Below are 17,212 nucleotides of genomic sequence, written 5' to 3'. Positions count from 1 at the left end.
TTCCAGCACCGCCCATTGGGCGTCCGTCAGATCTCCCCGAGCCATGGAACGTGATCATCTCACGACCTTGATCCACTTCTGAAACAGGCCCTAGGTCCTGGCCGGCGCCTGGAGGCCCCAGGCCCGGCCGTCGGGGTCGCGGACGGTCGCCATCCGGGTGCCGAAGTGGGTGTCCTCGAACGGGGCTTCCAGCTCCACCCCGTCGCCGGGCCGGAAGGCGTCGGAGTCCGCCACCTTCAGCACCAGCTGGACCTGCGGCTGCCGGTCCGCCGGGATCTCGGCGATGAACAGGGTGGGGCCGGCGCTGCCGCGCAGTTGGCCGGAGTTGTGGTCGGTGGCGAACTCCAGTTCGTAGCCCAGTCCCTGGAAGAACTTCACGGACTTGCCCCAGTTGTGGGTCTCCAGGAACACGGCTTCGATGCCCTCGGTGGTCATCTCAGTCCTCCTCGACGGACTTCTCGACGGATGTCGCGGACGGTTGCTCGTGCTGGGCGGCGGGGGCGTCGCCGAGGTAGGCGCGCAGCGCCTCGGCGACCAGCGCCGACAGTGACTGCTCCTGCTCGACGGCGCGGAACTTGACCTGCTTGATCAGCCCGATCGGCAGGTACACGTTGAACTGCTTCACATCCTCGTCTCCCACGCCCACGATGCTAGCACCATAGCTTGCTAGCAAGGTAGCCACGAGGGACGCGCGGGAAGGAAACGCCGTGCGGCGGAGCCGGATCGGATCAACGCGCCGTGCGCTCGGGCATCGGGTGTTCGGCGCTGTCCAGCTCCAGGGCGCAGGAGAGCGGGTGCTCGGCCCGGCCGGTGCGCTCCAGCCGCACCGCGAGCGGCTTCGGCGGCTCCTCGGCGATCTGGGCGGCGAGGGTCAGCGGGTAGACGCCGTGCCCGTGGACGCGGTGGAAGGCGCACTCCTTGCCGTCGACCAGCAGCTCGGTCTCGGTGATCCAGCCGGAGCGGACGTTGACGGTCACCGAGTGCCCGCCCTGGTCGAGGTGGAAGCTGTACCGCTGGCGCATCGGGACCTCCGGCGACAGGGCCTGTGACGTGGGGGAATCCGGCGAAGGCGCTCCCCCGCGAGGGGAGCCCGCGTCTCATAGCCTAGGTCGACCGCCCGCTAGGGTGCTCGGCATGGGGAGCGCGACGGGCGGTGGCCCGCGGCCGTACGGGCCGGACGACGAGGTGGCGGAGGACGAGTGCGTCCTCGCGCTGTACCGGGTGCCCGTGAAGGCGCGGACGGGGCGCAAGGCCGGCCCGCCACCGCCGCCCGGGCGGCTGGCGGCCTACGCGGACGGCGGCGCGCTGCGGTCCGTGCTGCGCCGTCTGGGCGCGCGGACCCTGCCCACCCTGGCCCGCCACGAGCCGGACCTCGACTTCGGCAGCCGGATCGGGCAGCCGTCGATGGTGGCGCTGGTCCGGGAGATCGAGCGGACGGACCGGGCCCGGCTCCCGGCCGCCGAGCGCGCGGTGCTGGAGCTGCTGCTGGACTGGGGCCGCCGGGCGCTGGCCGAGAACGGCGCGCTGCGGATCGGGATCGACGCCGGGCGGTGACGGGGAACCGGGAACCCCGAGGAATCCCCGGGGCGGGGCCCGCCTCCGGGTGGATTCTCGTGATCTCTACAGTGTTGTAGATTCGTCCACAGGGAGAATCCGAGGAGGGCATTGTGGGAGTTTCGCTGGCCAAGGGCGGCAACGTCTCGCTCAGCAAGGAGGCGCCCGGTCTGAGCGCCGTGATCGTCGGACTCGGCTGGGACGTGCGGACCACCACCGGGGCCGACTACGACCTGGACGCCAGCGCGCTGCTGTGCAACGCGCTGGGCAAGGTGGTCTCCGACCAGCACTTCGTGTTCTTCAACAACCTTCGCAGCCCCGAGGGTTCGGTCGAGCACAGCGGCGACAACCTGACCGGCGGCGGCGACGGGGACGACGAGCAGATCAAGGTCGACCTCGACCGCGTCCCGGCCGACGTGGCCAAGGTGGTCTTCCCGGTGTCGATCTACGACGCCGACGCCCGGCTCCAGAACTTCGGCCAGGTGCGCAACGCGTTCATCCGGATCGTCAACCAGGCCAACGGCCAGGAGATCGCGCGCTACGACCTGACCGAGGACGCCTCGACCGAGACCGCGATGGTCTTCGGCGAGCTGTACCGCAACGGCGCCGAGTGGAAGTTCCGCGCCATCGGCCAGGGTTACGCCTCCGGCCTGCGCGGCATCGCCACCGACTACGGCGTCAACGTCTGACGGTCCGCGGCGGGCCGGCAGGGGCTCGGCGGACGCGTGCTCAGCCCGTGGGGCCGAGCGCGTGGCCGCCGAACCCCTTTTCGTCGCCGGTGAGTTGCCGCTGCCACCACGCGGTCATGGCCGGCTCGTCCATCCGTGACCAGTCCGGCGCCCCGGTCACCTGGGCCCGGCCGAGGGTGCGGCCGAGGTGCACCAACTCCCGCCCGGCGGCCGTCCGTTCGCGGTCGTAGGCGGCCAGCAGGGCGGCCCAGGAGCCGGCCTCCCGGCCGACCCGCTCGAAGGCGTGCGCGTCCTGCACGGCCTTCACCACGCCGCTGGTGTTGTGCGGGCGCACCACGGTGGCCGCGTCCCCGCCGAGCAGCAGCCGGCCGGCCGTGCGGTGCGGGGTCGCCAGGTCGTAGATCGGCTGGAGGAAGGTCCGTTCGCGCGGGGTCAGCGCGACCAGGCCGGCCCAGTACGGCGGCAGGTGCCGTTCGGCGAGCTGTCGCAGTTCGTCCAGCCGCGGGTCGGTGAGGCTGCCCGCCGGGATGCTGGTCGGGCCGTCCAGTCGCAGCCAGGCGGGGGTGGGGGCGTAGAGCACCCAGTTCACCTGGGTGCTGCCGGGCTCCAGTCCGGGGATGCGGTAGATCACCGCCTGGCCGCCGGGGTAGCAGACGGTGACGCACTGCTCCTGCGGCCAGGGCGCCGCACCGCCGGGCAGTTCGGCCAGCAGGGCGCTGTCGTAGCTGCCGCGCCAGCACACGTACCCGGCGTACTCGGGCTCGGTGTGCGGGCAGACGGCGGCGCGGACCACCGAGCGGTAGCCGTCCGCGCCGACCACCAGGTCGTGGACCTCGCGGCCGCCGCCCGTCTCGACCCAGGCGCCGTCCCGCTCGTTTCCGACCGCCGTCACCGTGGTGCCCAGCCGGAACTCGACCTGCTCGGGCGCCCATTCGCGCAGCGCCTGCCACAGGACGCCCCAGTGGTGGGAGTGGAACGGGAAGGGCTGGTCCCAGAGCGGCCGGCCGCAGCCGTCCGGTCCGTCGCCCCGGCCGCCGGTGCCCCGGGTGACCCAGCGGCGGACGGTGAGGCGGTGGCGGCGGGTGTCCGCGTCGAGGTGCCCGGCCCGGACCAGTTCGTCGAAGCGGTCGTCGTGGGTGCACAGCCCCACGCCCCGGTCCTCCAGTCGGCCGGGGCTGCGCTCCAGCACCACCACCCGGTCCGCGCCGAGCCGCGCGGCGGCGCCGGCGAAGGCGCTCCCGGCGATGCTGCTGCCGACCACGGCCACCGATCCACCCCGCACGATCGCCCCTCTCCCGAGCCCGTGACGCCCCCGCCGTGTCCGGGACACGACGATACGCGGCCCGCCCGGCTCCGGTCCCGGGTTCGCCGCCAAAGGGGGGCAGGAGCCCTGGGAGCGACCCTTATGCAACTTGTTGCATACCGCGCCGCCCGTCCCCTACTGTGCGGTAACAAAGACCTTCCCCAGCCCGCGCCCCAGGAGACGTCGATGAGCGCCCACCCCGGCAGCAGCCGCTACCCGCACCTGCTCAGCCCGCTCGACCTCGGCTTCACCACCCTCCCCAACCGCGTGATCATGGGTTCCATGCACGTCGGCCTGGAGGAGGCCCCCGGCGGCTACGAGCGGATGGCAGCCTTCTACGCCGAGCGGGCCCGCGGCGGCGTCGGCCTGATCGTCACCGGCGGCATCGCCCCCAACGAGGCCGGGCGCCCCTGGGAGGGCGGCGCGATGCTGACCACCGAGGAGGAGGCCGACAAGCACCGGGTGGTCACCGACGCGGTGCACGCCGCGGGCGGGAAGATCGCCCTCCAGATCCTGCACTTCGGCCGCTACGCCTACCACCGCGACCTGGTCGCCCCCAGCGCGGTCCAGGCCCCGATCAGCCCCTTCGTGCCCAACGAGCTCACCGCCGAGCAGGTCGAGCAGACCATCGAGGACTTCGCCCGCTGTGCCGCCCTCGCCCGCCGCGCCGGGTACGACGGCGTCGAGATCATGGGCTCCGAGGGCTACCTGGTCAACGAGTTCGTCGTCGCCGCGACCAACCACCGCCAGGACGAGTGGGGCGGCCCGTACGAGCGCCGGATGCGCTTCCCGGTGGAGATCGTCCGCCGGGTCCGCGAGCGGGTCGGCGAGGACTTCGTCATCGTCTACCGCCTCTCCATGCTCGACCTGGTGCCCGGCGGCTCCACCCTGGACGAGGTGGTGCGGCTCGCCCAGGCCGTCGAGGCCGCCGGGGCGACCATCATCAACAGCGGCATCGGCTGGCACGAGGCCCGCATCCCCACCATCGCCACCTCGGTGCCGCGCGGCGCCTTCGCCTGGGTGACGAAGAAGGTGATGGGGAAGGTCGGCATCCCGCTGGTCACCACCAACCGCATCAACACCCCCGAGATCGCCGAGAAGCTGCTCGCCGAGGGCAGCGCCGACCTGGTCTCGATGGCCCGCCCGCTGCTCGCGGACGCGGACTTCGTCGCCAAGGCCCGGGAGGACCGCGCCGAGGCCATCAACACCTGCATCGGCTGCAACCAGGCCTGCCTGGACCACACCTTCAACCTCCGGATCACCTCCTGCCTGGTCAACCCGCGCGCCTGCCACGAGACCGAACTCGTCCTCGGCCCCACCCGCTCGCGCCGGCGGATCGGTGTCGTCGGCGCCGGCCCGGCCGGCCTCGCCTTCGCCGTCACCGCCGCCGAACGCGGCCACGACGTCACCCTGTACGACGCCGCCGGGACCATCGGCGGGCAACTGGACATCGCCCGGCGCATCCCCGGCAAGGAGGAGTTCGGCGAGACGCTGCGCTACTTCCGCACCCGGCTGGCCGAACTGGCCGTCACGCTGCGGCTCGGCGCGACCGTCACCGCCGAGCAGCTCGCCGAGGAGGGCCACGACGAGATCGTCCTCGCCACCGGCGTCACCCCGCGAACTCCCGCCGACATTCCGGGAATCGACCACCCCAGCGTGCTCGGCTACCTCGACGTGCTGCGCGACGGCGCGCCCGTCGGCGAGCGGGTCGCCATCCTCGGCGCGGGCGGCATCGGCTTCGACGTGGCCGGGTTCCTCACCGACCAGGGCGATTCCGCGAGCCTCAACCCGCCGGTGTTCCAGGCGAAGTGGGGCATCGACCCGGAGTACCGCGAGCGCGGCGGTCTGCGCGCCCCCGAGCGGCCGAAGCCCCCGCGCAGCGTCCACCTGCTCCAGCGCAGGACCGGCAAGGTCGGCGCCGGCCTCGGCAAGACCACCGGCTGGATCCACCGCACCGAACTCAAGCACCGCGGCGTGGTGATGGTCCCCGGCGTCAGCTACGACCTGATCGATGACGCCGGCCTGCACATCACCGTGGACGGCGAGCGCCGGTTGCTGCCCGTCGACACCGTGGTGCTCTGCACCGGCCAGGAGCCGCGCCGCGACCTGTACGAGGCGCTGCGCGAGCGCGGCCTGTCGGCGCACCTGATCGGCGGCGCCGACGTGGCCGCCGAACTGGACGCCAAGCGGGCCATCAAGCAGGGCACCGAACTGGCCGCCGCCCTCTGAGCCACCGAGCCCCCGGCCCGGCGTCCCGCAGCACGAACCGCGGGACGCCGGGCGGAGATCCGCTCGCGCTCCGCCCGTCCGGCGGCCGGCCTGTGCGCACCCGTCCGGGGCCGAGCGGGGCCACCCCGGTACGCCTCCCCTCCGCCGCACCGGCGGATGGCTCCTGACCTGCGCGGACACCCGCCCGCGCGCCCCGCCGGGCCCTCGGTGGGACACTGGTGGCTGTCCCTGCCCGAGCTCTCGACCGGGGGCCCGTATGTCCTGTCCCAGGCCCGTCCACTCCTCCAGGCCCGTCCACGCCCTCACCGCCGCGGCCGCCGTCGTGGCACTCGCCCTGGGCCCGTCGGCGCAGGCGGCACCGGCCGCGTCCGCGCCACCACTGCCCTCCGCCGACCAGCTGACGTCGGCTCTGCTGGCCGCGGCCGACATCGGCCCCGGCTACACCGCGACCCCGGTGACCCAGAGCCCCAGCCCCGGCGGGAACCAGTCGTCGGTGACCGGCTGCGCCGGACTCAGCGCCCTGATCAACATGCGGGCCCCCCAGACCGGTTCACAGGTCTCGCGCGCCGCGGTCGCGATCGACGGCCCGAACGGCAACCCGATGGTCACCCAGGCCATCGCGGCCGAGGCGCCCGACCGGCTCACCGCCGACTTCGACACGGCGGCCGACGCCCTGCGGAGCTGCCGCTCCGTCACCTTCAACGGCGGTGCCAACGACAAGGTGACCTTCACCGTCACCCCGGTCACCCTCGGCGACCGCAAGGACGCCCCCGCCGTGCGCGTCACCGGCACCCTGGCCGGGGTCCAACTCAACGGCTACATCGGCGTCGAGCGCTTCGGCAACGCGCTGATGGCCTTCGGCTACTTCCAGCGCCAGGGCGCCGACCAGGAGACCGCCTCGATGCGGTACCGCACCGCCGTCGCCAAGGCCGAACACACCCTCGGCGCCAAGGCCGGCAGCACCACGCCCCTGCCCGCCACCCCGCCCCCCGGCCGCCACACCTGAGCGCCCGGGACCACCCAGCAGCTCCTTGGTACCGTTCGCGGGGCCGAATCCGGCCCCGCGAACGGTATCCGCTTCGCCCGGACGTCACTCGGGAGCTCTCATGAAGGCCGTCATTGCCCTGATGTTCATGATCCCCCTGTTCCTCGGGATAGCCGTGGTCACGAACTACCGGGGTTTCAGGGACTGGTTCGTACAGCCCTCCGCGAGGTCTTCCGAGGGCGTGCAGGTGGGCGTCTTCCTGGTCGCTGGGTGGGGGTTCATCGTCCTCTCGTCCGTATCGGCCATTGGCGCGCTCGTGTCGTTCTTCATGGATCTGAGCCGCGGCTGAGGCGTTGCCCGTTCGACGCCGGGCCCCGGAGGCCTACGGGTGGTGGACGACCTCGGGGAAGGCCCTGGACGGGCCGTCGAGCAGGTTGCCGTGGTGGCGGCCCCGGAGGTGGAGGTCGAAGAAGGCGAGGGGGTAGGCCTGTTGGATGAGGACGCCGCGGTCGGGGTCGAGGGTGCCGACCTGGGACCGGACCTGCTGCTCCGTCAGGCCGAGCAGTCGGGCCGCCTGGGGGATCAGCGTCATGTTGTCGCCGTAGGAGGAGTGGACGGCGCCGGTGGCCTGGACGTCGAGGCGCCAGCCGCGCAGGTGGTTCCAGAAGGTCTCGACGAAGGGGCTGGCGGCGCGGGTGTAGGTCGCGGTCATCAGCATGAACGGGCGGTCGATGTCGGCGCTGGGGGCGGGGTTCGACTCCATCCGCCCGTCGAAGGTGAGTCCGGCGCGGATGCGGTGGTCGGCGCCCATCGCGAGGGCGACGGCGGTGCCGCCCTTGGACCAGCCGGCGGCGCCGATGTTGCGCGCGTCCAGGCCGCCGAGCAGGCCGGCCGGCAGCGGGCGGCCGTCGACGTCGGGATTGCGGCCGTCGGCGAGGTCGACGACGCGGTCGAGCAGGAAGAGCAGGTCCGCGGCGTAGTCCCTCGGGTACAGGCCGGGGCCGACGCCGTCCCGGGTGACGACGGTGCCGTCCGGGAACTCGGTGAACCCGTCGTGGGTGTGGTCGACGGTGACGACGGCGAAGCCGTGGCCGGCCAACTCCTGGCACACGATGGTGTGGTCGCCGCGGTGACTGCCCGCGCCGTGCGAGTAGAGGACGACGGGCAGCGGCCGGCCGCTCCGGTGGACGGGCGCGCCCTGGTGGCCCGCGGTGAGCGGGGTGAGCGAGAGGGGCAGCGGGAAGCCGACGTCGTCGAGGAAGGCGCGCATCGCGCCCTCGGTCATCCAGGGGGCGAGCGGGTACGAGGCGGCGTCCGCCGCCCGGGCCGGGTACCAGACGGTGGCCATCAGCTCGCGGAACCGACCGGGCCTGGCGTTCGGGTCCGGCCGGGACTCGTCGCGCAGGTGCAGCGGGACCATGCCCACCGGGAACGGGCCGGTGGGCGCGGGCAGGGTGAGCCGGGCGGGGGTGTCCGTGGCGCTGCCCGGAGGGGTGGCGGCGGGAACGGGAGCGGCCGAGGCGGCGCGGGCGAGGCCCAGCGGCGCGGCGGCACCCACCGTGAGGGCGGCGCCCAGCAGGTGGCGGCGGCTCAGCCCGGCGCGTCCCGCGAGAGGTACGGTGTCCGTCGGCGGGGCGGTGCCCGTCGGCGTGGTGTCCATCGGCGTGGTGTCCATGCGCGGAACGCTGTCACGCGGCACGCGTCTCCGTCGTCGGACCGTGGATTGATCTACCGTCAAGGGGTATTGACCCACGGATGTACATCCCGGGGCTGATGCGCGGGCGGCCCCGAGGGGGTCCACTCGCGAGGCCGGCGGACCGGGGCTTGGGGCCGGGCCCGGAGCGGTCCGGGAGGAGGGCGCGATGAGCGAGGGACAGGGGTACAGCGCGGACGAGGCGCTGCGGAGGTCGGGTCCGGCGGCCCGGGGCGGGCGGCTGCTGGGCGGCTTCCTGTCCGCGGTGTTCGCGCTGCTCGTGGGGGTGGTGGTGATCGGCGCGGACGTGGCCGTCATCTGGTGGGCCTTCGAGGGCGCCACCTGGCTCGGCATGGTGGCGCTGTTCGTTTCGGCGCTGGCGGGCGTCTGGGCCCGGGCGCGCGTGCTCGCCTCGGGGCGGGCCGACCGGCGGGCGCGGCTGCCCCGGTAGGCCGGGGCCGGGGACCTCGGGTGGCGCCCGGGTGGGCCGGGCCCGGCCGGCGGGGGTGAAGATCGAAATGCGCGGACGGCCGCCGCCCGCCACGGTGGGAGCGTGGCTTCGATCGTCGTCCTCTTCGAACTGGCCCCGGACCAGGCCCTCGGCGCCGAGGGCGTCGGCCCCGGCGTGGTCGCGGTGCACGCCGCCGGCCAGGACCCCGACGTCCCGGAGGACCCGCAGGCGCGCACCCTCTGCGGGCTGGACACCGCTCCGATGGAGCACGCCCACTACCGCCCCACCCGGCCGGGCGAGCCGTGGTACCCGCCGGAGCTGGAGCAGCAGCGGTGCCGGCTGTGCGAGGTGGCGCTGCACCGGCTCTGAGGCCCGCGTTCGGCGGTCGGCCACGCGCTGTCGACCGTGCGCCGGGGCCAACCGTGCGCCGGGGCCAACCGCTCCGTCGAGGCCAACCGTGCGCCGGGGCCAACCGCTCCGTCGAGGCCAACCGCCCCCGGACGTACGGTGGTTATGACTCAGCCGGGCCGGTGCGCGATGACGGCGAACATCGTCACCGACAGGTGGAACGCCCCGCGCGCGGCGGCCGCGTCCAGGTCGGCGTAGAGCCGGTCGCGCTGCCCCTCGGTGATCAGGCCCCGTTCGACGGCCGCCGTGCCGAGCCCGTGGACGATCGGCCGGACGACGGTGTGCGGGTCGGCCAGCAGCACGTCGGCGCCGAGGTGGTCGACGGTGAGCCCCGCCCCGCTCAGCCAGCCGGTGAGGCCGCGCCCGGCGTCCGGGGTGGCGGCGGTGCTCCGGGCGACGGTGGCCAGGGCGGGGCGGATCTCCGGGGCGGCCGGGTGGAGCAGGAAGGTGGACCAGTCGGTGTCCAGCAGGGCGACCCGGCCGCCGGGGCGCAGCACCCGGGCGATCTCGGCGACGGCCTTCGCCGGCTCGGTGAGGTGCTGGAGGACGCGCTCGCACCAGACCACGTCGGCGTCGGCGTCGGGCAGCGGCAGCGCGAGCGCGTCGCCCTCCACGAAGCGGGCCGGACTGCCGGCCTCGGCGGCACGCCGCTCGGCGACGGCCCGCAAACCGGGGTGGGGCTCGACGCCGATGGCGCTGCCGGCGGGTCCGCCCTCGGGGGCGACCGCGGTCGCGAGCACCTGGGTCTCCGAACCGGTGCCGGCGCCGACGTCCAGCGCCCGCTGTCCGGGGCGCGCGTCGAGCCGCGCGTGCGCCCACGCTCGCAGCCGTCGCACCCCCGGGTTCGCGGCCTGGACGTCCAGCGCGGTGACCAGCCGGTCGGTGACCGCCGGGTCGACGTTGGCGGCGTGAAAAGCCGAGGTGGGGCGCGATGCGGTCATGGCGCCCACCCCCGGTGACGGCCGGACGGCGCAGGCGTGCTCCCCGACGCTCCTGGGCCCGGGGAGCGGAACGCCTGCGCCGCGTTCGTAACTGTTCGTGTCCTTCGGTTGGTTGAGGACTTCCGGCCGGGCACCGGCGGATCAGCCACCGGCGAATCAGACGCCGACGGCGGTGCCGGCGTGGGCGGAGGCCGCCTGGTACTCGTCGTCACCCTCGAACCGGGCCTCACAGCCGGTGGCCAGGGTGCTGGCGACGATGACCGGATCGAGCAGTTTGGAGCCGGAGTTCAGCTTGGCGATCCCGCTCTGGTCGGTGGTCGCCGAGCCGACCCGCTGGCCGCTGGCGGTGCTGTAGAAGGTGATCTGCCGCCCCACGATCGGCTTGCCGTTCGCATCGGTCAGCGTGGCCTCGAAGTCGCCGCTGATCGGTGCGTTGAGGACCGCGTGGCCGCTCACCGTGCGTGCCGTGAGATGGACGGGCTTCTTGTCGGAAGTCATGGTGTGACCTCCCGGATGCTCTGGGCTACTTCCACCCTAGGCACCCGCACGGCGGCCCGCATCCGGGCGCGAGGACGGGGCGAGAGCGGGTGCGCGGCCCGCGCCGGGCCGGATGCGCGAGCGCCCAACTCGGCTGCAACTGCGCGCAATCGGCTCGGTGGCGGGGCCGCCTCGCGGCTACGCTGCCGGGGCGGAAGCCGCACGGCGGCGCGCAGGCCACTCGACCCCCCGGAAGGCGGACCATGCCCTCGACCACGTCGTTCAGCAGCGCGCAGGCGGTCCGGAAGGAAGTCGCCGTCCGTCTCCGGGAGATCTGCCGCGACGCCGGGTTCAACGGGCGCGAACTGGCGCTCCGGGCCGGCTGGCACCCCTCGAAGTCGTCCAGGATCATCAACGCCCTGACCGCCCCCTCCGACGAGGACATCCGCACCTGGTGCCGGCTGTGCGGGGCGGAGGAGCAGACGGCCGACCTCATCGCCGCCACCCGGTCCGCCGACTCCATGTACGTGGAGTGGCGGCGCCTCCAGCGCAGCGGGCTCACGCGGTTGCAGAACTCCTACCTGCCGCTGTTCGAACGCACCAAGGCGTTCCGGGTCTACAGCTCCTCCCTCGTCCCCGGCTTCCTGCAGAGCCGGGGCTACGCCACGGCGCTGCTGTCCGCGATCACCCGCTTCCACGGCACGCCCGACGACGTCGCGCAGGCCGTCGAGGCCCGGCTGGCCCGCTCGCGCATCGTCCGGGAGGGCGGGCGGCGGTTCGCGCTGCTGATGGAGGAACCGGTCCTGCGCCACCGGATCGGCGACGCCGACACGATGCGCGGGCAGCTGGACGAGCTGCCGGCCGCGACCGCGCTGCCCGCCGTCGCCCTGGGGATCATCCCGGCCGGCGCGGCGCGGGAGGTGTGGCCGCTGGAGACCTTCAGCGCGTACGACGACGAGCGGGTCGAGGTGGAGACCCTCACGGCGAGCCTGACCGTGACCAGGCCCCGCGAGATCGCCCACTACCTGGACGCCTTCGAGAAGTTGTCCGCCACGGCCGTGTACGGCGACCGCGCCCGGGCGCTGATCGCCTCGGCCCGCGCAGCGCTCGACTGACGCGGTGGATACCACGCACCGGGTGATCGGCGAGTGGGGAGGCCCGTGAACCACCTATCCGAGCGAATCTGACGTTCCGTCAGTTAGTGCCCGGTCGCTCCGGACCATGATGCGGTCAGTATCCGTTGAGGAAAGGGCGGTTCGCATGGCCAGCATCAGTGGGCAACCGATCCCGGTGATCACCGAGGCGACTCTCGTGGAGATCGCCGACACCGGTCTCCGGGGCCCCGGCAACACCGTCAACCAGGCCGTCGTCGACCTCGGCAACGCCCTGGTGGCGGCCGCCCAGGGCGACGAGTCGGTCCAGCTCCCGCCGGAGCTGGCCGAGTTGGTGGCCAAGGTGCGGCAGACCTCCGACATCGACGTCACCAGGATCCCCGTGGGGGAGGACGGGGAGGAGATCGGCCTGTCGGCCTTCACCATCAAGCTGAAGGGCGGCGAGCCGCGCCCGGTCGTGATCCTGCCCGCGGGCTGGAACCCGCTCGGCTGGCTGCCCTTCGTCTACGCGTACTTCAAGCTGGCGCTGCGCGGCTACCACGTGCTGACCTACACCCCGCGCGGCCTCGGCTACCCGAACTGGCTCTCCACCTCCGAGGGGCGCGTCGACGTCGCCGGGCCCAAGGACTGGGCCGACGGCTCGAAGGTGATCACCTACGCCCAGGAGCACTTCGGCCCGAGCAAGGTCGGCTTCCTCGGGCTCTCCTACGGCTCCGGGATCAGCCAGCTGGTCGCCGCGCACGACCCCGACGACCGGGTGGACGCGGTGGTCGCCGTCAGCACCTGGGGCAACCTGGCCACCAGCCTCTACGCCAACGACACCCGGCACCTGAAGGCCGTGGAGCTGCTGGTCGGCTTCACCGGCGGGGAGCGGGACGACAAGTTCGACGCGGAGGCCCTGGACATCCTCGACAAGTTCGCGGAGGACCGCGACCTCGACGACGTGGTCGCCTGGGGCACCGTGCGCTCGCCGGAGACCTACCTGGAGCGGACCAACGAGCGCGGCATCCCGATCTTCGTCTCCAACACCTGGCACGAGACCCTCTTCCCGGTCGCCCCGGTGGTGGACGTCTTCGAGCGGCTCTCCGTGCCGAAGCGCCTGAACCTGTGGATCGGCGACCACGGCGCACCGGAGGGCGCCGGCCTGTCCGGCCTGCCGGCCAGCCTGCCCTACCCCGGCCTGCGGGACCCGGTCCAGGAGGCCTACGAGTTCCTGGACCACCACCTGCTCGGCGCCGCGAACGACGTGCCGGGCTGGAAGCCGGTGAAGAACCAGGTCATGTTCACCTACAAGACCAAGCCGCTGCTGGGCGACGTCCGCCGGATCACCGAGGCCGCCCGCAGGGAGGAGCACGGCTCCTGGGAGGACGTCACCACCGGCGTCGAGCACTGGTACCTCACCGGCACCAACGGCGACGGCGACGGCGCGCTGGCCGACAAGCCGAACGAGGGCTGGTCGCGGAGCTTCACCGCGGGAGTCGAGACCAAGGCCACCGCGGTGGACGCCGTGATGGACACCGGCCAGAAGGAGTGGACGGGCAACCCCAGGAAGTACGTCCTGGGCGAGTTCGAGCGGGAGAACCTGCTGGTCTGGTCGACCGACCGGCTGACCGGGAGCGACGGGGTGGCCCGCCGCGTCCGGGGCGCCGCGGAGGTCCGGCTGACGGTGCGCAGCACCGAGGAGGCGGTGACCCTGGTGGCGTACCTGTTCGACGTCGCGCCGGACGGCGACGCGCGGATCATCACCCACGAGCCGTACACCCTGCTCGGCCTGACCCCCGGCGAGGACACCACCGTCGGCTGGCGGCTCCAGCCCGCCGCGTACGACGTGGCGGAGGGCCACCGGCTGGCGCTGGTCGTCAACAGCCGCGACCAGCTGTACTCCTACGCCGCCAAGAAGGGCACCGTCACGATCGGTTCGCCGAGTGGCGAGGAGTCCCGGCTGGAGCTCCCGCTCGGCTGACCCGAACGGCTCCGGAGGGCTCCGGAGGGCCCTGGAACGGCCCGTCGCCGCGAGGCGGCGGGCCGCTTCACGCGGCCTCGTGCGTCGTGCCGCGGACCAGGGCGCGGGCCTGGGGGGAGTCCATCGGGCGGGCGAAGAGGTACCCCTGGCCGAGTGGGCAGCCCATGGCGGCGAGCAGGTCGCGCTGGTCGGCGTGCTCGATGCCCTCGGCGATGACCTGGACGCCGAGGGTGTCGGCGATCCGGGTGATGCCCTCGACCAGGGCGTACTGCTGGCGCGAGTGGCCGAGGCCGTCGATGAAGGACTTGTCGATCTTCAGCAGTGAGATCGGGAACTCGCGCAGGTAGGACAGCGAGGAGTAACCGGTGCCGAAGTCGTCGATGGCGATCCCGACGCCGAGGCCGGAGAGGGTGGCCATGTCGGCGTGGACGCGGTCGTCCCGGCGCATCAGCACGGACTCCGTGAGCTCCAGGACGAGGGTGTGCGGGTCGATGCCGGAGCCGGCCAGGGCGTGGCGGACCACGTCCACGAAGCCGGCGTCGCGGAACTGCCGGGCCGAGACGTTGACGTTGACCCGCAGCGGGGGCCGGCCGGCCGCCGCCCGGGCCTGCGAGCTCGCGGCCTGCCAGGCGGCGACCTCCCGGGCGGCCCGCTCCAGCACCCAGGCGCCGAGCGGGACGATCTGGCCGCTCTCCTCGGCGAGGGCGATGAACTCGTCCGGCGGCACCATGCCGCGCCGGTCGTGCGGCCAGCGGACCAGCGCCTCGAAGGAGACCAGATCGCCCGAGCGCAGATCGACGATCGGCTGGTAGTACAGCTGGAAGGCCGATTCGGCGATCGCCGAGTCCAGGTGCTCGTTGAGCTCGTGCCGCTCCACCATCCCGGTCTGGAGGGCCGGCCGGTAGTGGCGCCACTGGCGGCGGCCGGCCGCCTTGGCGGAGTAGAGCGCGAGGTCGGCGTGGGCGAGCAGCTCGGTGGCGTCCACGCTGTCCTCGGTGGTGGCCACGCCGATGCTGGCCGTCACCCGGACCGCGCCCGAGGCGAGCTTGAACGGCTCGGCGAACACCGCGAGCACCCCGGCCGCGATGGTGTCCACGTCGGCGGGCCGCCGCGCGTCCTCCACCAGCACGGCGAACTCGTCGCCGCCGAGCCGGGCGGCGGTGTCCGAGGCGCGCAGCGCGGTGGAGATCCGCAGCGAGACGGCGACCAGCAGCTCGTCGCCGACCGCGTGGCCCTGGGTGTCGTTGACCACCTTGAAGTCGTCCAGGTCGATGAAGAGCACCCCGGTCACGGCCCCGCTGCGCTGGCCGCGGGACAGGGCGTGCCCGACCCGGTCCAGGAACAGCACCCGGTTGGCCAGGCCGGTCAGCGCGTCGTGGAAGGCCCGGTGGGTCAGCTCGCGCTCCATCCGCCGCTGCTCGGTCACGTCGCGCAGGGTGAGCACCAGGGCGCCGACGGTCGGGTCGTCGCGCAGGTCGTCGGAGCGGACCTCGGCCTCGATCACGGTGCCGTCCCGGCGCAGCAGCCGCCAGTGCTCGCGGGGCTGCTCGCCGCGCGGCGGACCGCCGGCCCCGCGCATCCGGGCCAGCGCCCCGGCGACCTCCCCGCTGTCCTCGGGCGGGACGAGGTCGGTCAGCGGGGTGCCCGCCAGGTCCGGGTGGCCGAGCACCGTCTCGGCGGAGGGCGAGGCGTAGCGCACCCCGTCGTCCGGGTCGAGGATCAGGATGACGTCGCTGGCGTTCTGCACCAGGGTCCGGAAGTACAGCTCGCTGTTGCGGCGGGCGACCTCCCGGCTCAGCACCACCCGCTCGACCGCCAGGGCCGCCTGTGCGGCGAGGATCTCCAGCGAGCTCCAGAGACTGGTCAGCTCCTGTTCGGTGCCGGTGACGACCAGCGCGCCGACCAGCGGGTCGCCGGAGGGGCGCTCGGCGAGGGTCAGCGGGCAGACCAGGGCGAACGGCATGCGGCGGAGCCGGGCGGGGAAGCCGTCGTCGGACGGGTCGGGGCCGCGCAGTCCGAGGGAGTCCACGGGCAGCAGCAGGGTCCCGCGGGCGGCCGCGAGAGCGAGCACCCGGTCGGAGTCGGACCCGGCGGCCTCCCCGGGGGCGGACCGGTCGGCGCCGCGCTCGGGGTGCCGGACGTGCGGCGTCCCGGCCTCGGCGACGGCGAGCAGGGCGGTGTGCCCGGCCTCGGTCGGCATCAGGGTGGAGGCGGCGGACTGGACGGCGTCCGCGACCTGCTCCACCGTGACGGCCGCGGTCAGCCGGGCGCCCGCCTCGCGCAGCGTCCGCTCCCGGGCGACGGCCTGCCGGCGGGCGGAGACGACCACCGCCAGCCGGGCCAGCACCAGCAGGTACAGCAGGGCGGAGAAGGCGCCGATCACACCCGCGTTGCTGGTGTTGCCGGCCAGCGCCTCGATGATCAGGATCGCCGGGGCGATCAGCGAGGCGAGGGTGAGCAGCGCCAGCCGGGAGGTGCTCAGGTCCGGCTGCTGGGTGGGCACCGGCCGGGTCAGCTCGACCATCGACGGGTGCAGGGCCGCCGCGCCCCAGGCGGTGTAGAACGCGGCCCAGCCGAGTTCGACGGGCGTGCCGATGTGCCAGGTGCCGTGCAGCTGGATCAGCCCGTACAGCACGTCGGAGACCAGCAGGCCGAGGGCGCCGACGGCGAGCAGCCGCAGCGAGCGGGAGCTGCCGCCGCGCGGGGTCAGCAGCCGCAGCAGCAGGGCCAGGACGACGACGTCGCCGAGCGGGTAGGAGATCGAGACGGCCTTCTGGAACCAGCCGAGGTCCGGGTTGCGGGCGTACGGGAGGATCAGGTAGATCCAGGCGAGCAGGCCGACCCCGATGGTGGGGATGAGCGCGTCGAGCAGTCCGGCGCGGTCCTGACGGGCCGTGCGCCAGCGGATGAAGCCCAGCAGGCCGACCGCGTACAGCACGTACTCGGCCAGGTAGAAGCCGTCCGCGACGGAGGGGAACGGATTGGGCAGGCGCAGGATGTCCAACTGGACGGCCTGCACCACCTCGCCCGCCGTGAAGCTGAGGTTGGCGAGCGCCAGCACGTACCAGAACCGCGCGTGCGCGGGGCGGTTGAGGTGGACGCCGGCCACGACGGCGGCGACGCCGCCGAGGCCGACGCCCGTCCACCAGATGATCCGCTGGCTCGGGTTCGCGTAGTAGATGCCGGTGAACAGCACCATCCAGAGCAGGTAACAGGCCATCAGGCGTTGTCGCCGGCGAGTCAACGAGGCTACCTCCTCCACGACACCACCCCGCCGGTCGGGCAGGGGAGTTCGGGTGAGGGCGGGACGGGCAGGGCCGGTGGGCCGGCCCGGGTGGGGCGGGTGAGTGCTTTCGCGCAACGGTTAGGCGTCCGGTCGTCGGGTGACCGGACGTCCTCCCTGGGGC

At 73.6% G+C, this 17,212-nt stretch carries 17 protein-coding genes; 9 read left to right on the top strand and 8 right to left on the bottom strand.

What is annotated here, in order from left to right:
• Positions 1-90 precede the first annotated feature (90 nt).
• The 3 genes from ACZ55U_RS29110 to ACZ55U_RS29100 all read right to left on the bottom strand — a co-directional run bounded on the left by ACZ55U_RS29110 (position 91) and on the right by ACZ55U_RS29100 (position 1,022).
• On the bottom strand, positions 91-435 hold the full coding sequence (locus ACZ55U_RS29110) for a VOC family protein (RefSeq protein WP_465530662.1): 345 nt from the start codon (positions 433-435) through the stop codon (positions 91-93).
• A 1-nt stretch (position 436) separates the two neighbouring features.
• Positions 437-640, bottom strand: a complete 204-nt coding sequence (locus tag ACZ55U_RS29105; protein WP_465530660.1) for a CopG family transcriptional regulator — start codon at positions 638-640, stop codon at positions 437-439.
• Between the two features lie 88 nt (positions 641-728).
• Positions 729-1,022: a hypothetical protein gene (locus ACZ55U_RS29100; protein WP_465530658.1), complete on the bottom strand. Its 294-nt coding sequence runs from the start codon at positions 1,020-1,022 to the stop codon at positions 729-731.
• 112 nt (positions 1,023-1,134) lie between these two features.
• On the opposite strand from ACZ55U_RS29100, the gene ACZ55U_RS29095 reads away from it, so the two are divergent.
• Both ACZ55U_RS29095 and ACZ55U_RS29090 read left to right on the top strand, forming a co-directional pair.
• Positions 1,135-1,554: a hypothetical protein gene (locus ACZ55U_RS29095; RefSeq protein ID WP_465530656.1), complete on the top strand. Its 420-nt coding sequence runs from the start codon at positions 1,135-1,137 to the stop codon at positions 1,552-1,554.
• 113 nt (positions 1,555-1,667) lie between these two features.
• Positions 1,668-2,243 (top strand): TerD family protein, encoded by a 576-nt coding sequence (locus ACZ55U_RS29090; protein ID WP_465530654.1) that lies wholly within the window; start codon positions 1,668-1,670, stop codon positions 2,241-2,243.
• Positions 2,244-2,283: 40 nt separating this feature from the next.
• On the opposite strand, the gene ACZ55U_RS29085 is transcribed toward ACZ55U_RS29090, so the two are convergent.
• The gene (locus ACZ55U_RS29085; RefSeq protein WP_465530652.1) at positions 2,284-3,525 is read right to left on the bottom strand and encodes an FAD-dependent monooxygenase; all 1,242 of its coding nucleotides are present in this window, start codon (positions 3,523-3,525) and stop codon (positions 2,284-2,286) included.
• Between the two features lie 207 nt (positions 3,526-3,732).
• Between ACZ55U_RS29085 and ACZ55U_RS29080 the strand changes: the two genes are divergently transcribed.
• From ACZ55U_RS29080 to ACZ55U_RS29070, 3 genes are all read left to right on the top strand, one after another.
• Entirely contained in the window at positions 3,733-5,775 is a 2,043-nt protein-coding gene (locus ACZ55U_RS29080) for an oxidoreductase (protein WP_465530650.1), read from the top strand.
• A 256-nt stretch (positions 5,776-6,031) separates the two neighbouring features.
• The gene (locus ACZ55U_RS29075) at positions 6,032-6,781 is read left to right on the top strand and encodes a hypothetical protein (RefSeq protein ID WP_465530648.1); all 750 of its coding nucleotides are present in this window, start codon (positions 6,032-6,034) and stop codon (positions 6,779-6,781) included.
• A 100-nt stretch (positions 6,782-6,881) separates the two neighbouring features.
• Positions 6,882-7,109 carry a hypothetical protein gene (locus ACZ55U_RS29070; protein WP_465530646.1) on the top strand — a complete coding sequence of 76 codons (228 nt, stop codon included), beginning with the start codon at positions 6,882-6,884 and terminating at the stop codon, positions 7,107-7,109.
• Between the two features lie 33 nt (positions 7,110-7,142).
• Here ACZ55U_RS29070 and ACZ55U_RS29065 read toward each other — a convergent pair whose 3' ends face one another.
• The gene (locus ACZ55U_RS29065; protein ID WP_465530644.1) at positions 7,143-8,435 is read right to left on the bottom strand and encodes an alpha/beta hydrolase family protein; all 1,293 of its coding nucleotides are present in this window, start codon (positions 8,433-8,435) and stop codon (positions 7,143-7,145) included.
• A gap of 187 nt (positions 8,436-8,622) precedes the next feature.
• Here ACZ55U_RS29065 and ACZ55U_RS29060 point away from each other — a divergent pair, with 187 nt between their 5' ends.
• Together ACZ55U_RS29060 and ACZ55U_RS29055 are read left to right on the top strand one after the other, a co-directional pair.
• Positions 8,623-8,904 (top strand): hypothetical protein, encoded by a 282-nt coding sequence (locus ACZ55U_RS29060; protein WP_465530642.1) that lies wholly within the window; start codon positions 8,623-8,625, stop codon positions 8,902-8,904.
• 102 nt (positions 8,905-9,006) lie between these two features.
• Positions 9,007-9,273 carry a hypothetical protein gene (locus ACZ55U_RS29055; RefSeq protein WP_465530640.1) on the top strand — a complete coding sequence of 89 codons (267 nt, stop codon included), beginning with the start codon at positions 9,007-9,009 and terminating at the stop codon, positions 9,271-9,273.
• Positions 9,274-9,422: 149 nt separating this feature from the next.
• Here the strand turns inward: ACZ55U_RS29055 and ACZ55U_RS29050 are convergent, their stop codons facing one another.
• Both ACZ55U_RS29050 and ACZ55U_RS29045 read right to left on the bottom strand, forming a co-directional pair.
• Positions 9,423-10,253 carry a methyltransferase domain-containing protein gene (locus ACZ55U_RS29050; RefSeq protein ID WP_465530638.1) on the bottom strand — a complete coding sequence of 277 codons (831 nt, stop codon included), beginning with the start codon at positions 10,251-10,253 and terminating at the stop codon, positions 9,423-9,425.
• A gap of 156 nt (positions 10,254-10,409) precedes the next feature.
• On the bottom strand, positions 10,410-10,751 hold the full coding sequence (locus ACZ55U_RS29045) for an Ig-like domain-containing protein (RefSeq protein ID WP_465530636.1): 342 nt from the start codon (positions 10,749-10,751) through the stop codon (positions 10,410-10,412).
• 242 nt (positions 10,752-10,993) lie between these two features.
• Here ACZ55U_RS29045 and ACZ55U_RS29040 point away from each other — a divergent pair, with 242 nt between their 5' ends.
• On the top strand, positions 10,994-11,845 hold the full coding sequence (locus ACZ55U_RS29040) for a helix-turn-helix domain-containing protein (RefSeq protein WP_465530634.1): 852 nt from the start codon (positions 10,994-10,996) through the stop codon (positions 11,843-11,845).
• A gap of 145 nt (positions 11,846-11,990) precedes the next feature.
• Positions 11,991-13,805, top strand: coding sequence for an alpha/beta fold hydrolase (locus ACZ55U_RS29035; RefSeq protein WP_465530632.1), 1,815 nt, complete (start codon positions 11,991-11,993; stop codon positions 13,803-13,805).
• A 67-nt stretch (positions 13,806-13,872) separates the two neighbouring features.
• Here the strand turns inward: ACZ55U_RS29035 and ACZ55U_RS29030 are convergent, their stop codons facing one another.
• Positions 13,873-17,049, bottom strand: a complete 3,177-nt coding sequence (locus ACZ55U_RS29030; RefSeq protein WP_465530630.1) for a putative bifunctional diguanylate cyclase/phosphodiesterase — start codon at positions 17,047-17,049, stop codon at positions 13,873-13,875.
• Between the last annotated feature and the right edge of the window lie 163 nt (positions 17,050-17,212).

It is taken from the genome of Kitasatospora sp. NPDC034533 (assembly GCF_055575155.1).
This window is presented reverse-complemented; position numbering and strand designations above follow the sequence as displayed.

Bases quoted from the DNA above. Each gene is read 5' to 3' on its own strand.
- ACZ55U_RS29110 (WP_465530662.1), bottom strand. From the start codon at position 435: ATGACCACCGAGGGCATCGAAGCCGTGTTCCTGGAGACCCACAACTGG.
- ACZ55U_RS29040 (WP_465530634.1), top strand. From the start codon at position 10,994: ATGCCCTCGACCACGTCGTTCAGCAGCGCGCAGGCGGTCCGGAAGGAA.
- ACZ55U_RS29080 (WP_465530650.1), top strand. From the start codon at position 3,733: ATGAGCGCCCACCCCGGCAGCAGCCGCTACCCGCACCTGCTCAGCCCG.
- ACZ55U_RS29070 (WP_465530646.1), top strand. From the start codon at position 6,882: ATGAAGGCCGTCATTGCCCTGATGTTCATGATCCCCCTGTTCCTCGGG.
- ACZ55U_RS29035 (WP_465530632.1), top strand. From the start codon at position 11,991: ATGGCCAGCATCAGTGGGCAACCGATCCCGGTGATCACCGAGGCGACT.
- ACZ55U_RS29095 (WP_465530656.1), top strand. From the start codon at position 1,135: ATGGGGAGCGCGACGGGCGGTGGCCCGCGGCCGTACGGGCCGGACGAC.
- ACZ55U_RS29075 (WP_465530648.1), top strand. From the start codon at position 6,032: ATGTCCTGTCCCAGGCCCGTCCACTCCTCCAGGCCCGTCCACGCCCTC.
- ACZ55U_RS29065 (WP_465530644.1), bottom strand. From the start codon at position 8,435: ATGGACACCACGCCGATGGACACCACGCCGACGGGCACCGCCCCGCCG.
- ACZ55U_RS29100 (WP_465530658.1), bottom strand. From the start codon at position 1,022: ATGCGCCAGCGGTACAGCTTCCACCTCGACCAGGGCGGGCACTCGGTG.
- ACZ55U_RS29060 (WP_465530642.1), top strand. From the start codon at position 8,623: ATGAGCGAGGGACAGGGGTACAGCGCGGACGAGGCGCTGCGGAGGTCG.
- ACZ55U_RS29045 (WP_465530636.1), bottom strand. From the start codon at position 10,751: ATGACTTCCGACAAGAAGCCCGTCCATCTCACGGCACGCACGGTGAGC.
- ACZ55U_RS29050 (WP_465530638.1), bottom strand. From the start codon at position 10,253: ATGACCGCATCGCGCCCCACCTCGGCTTTTCACGCCGCCAACGTCGAC.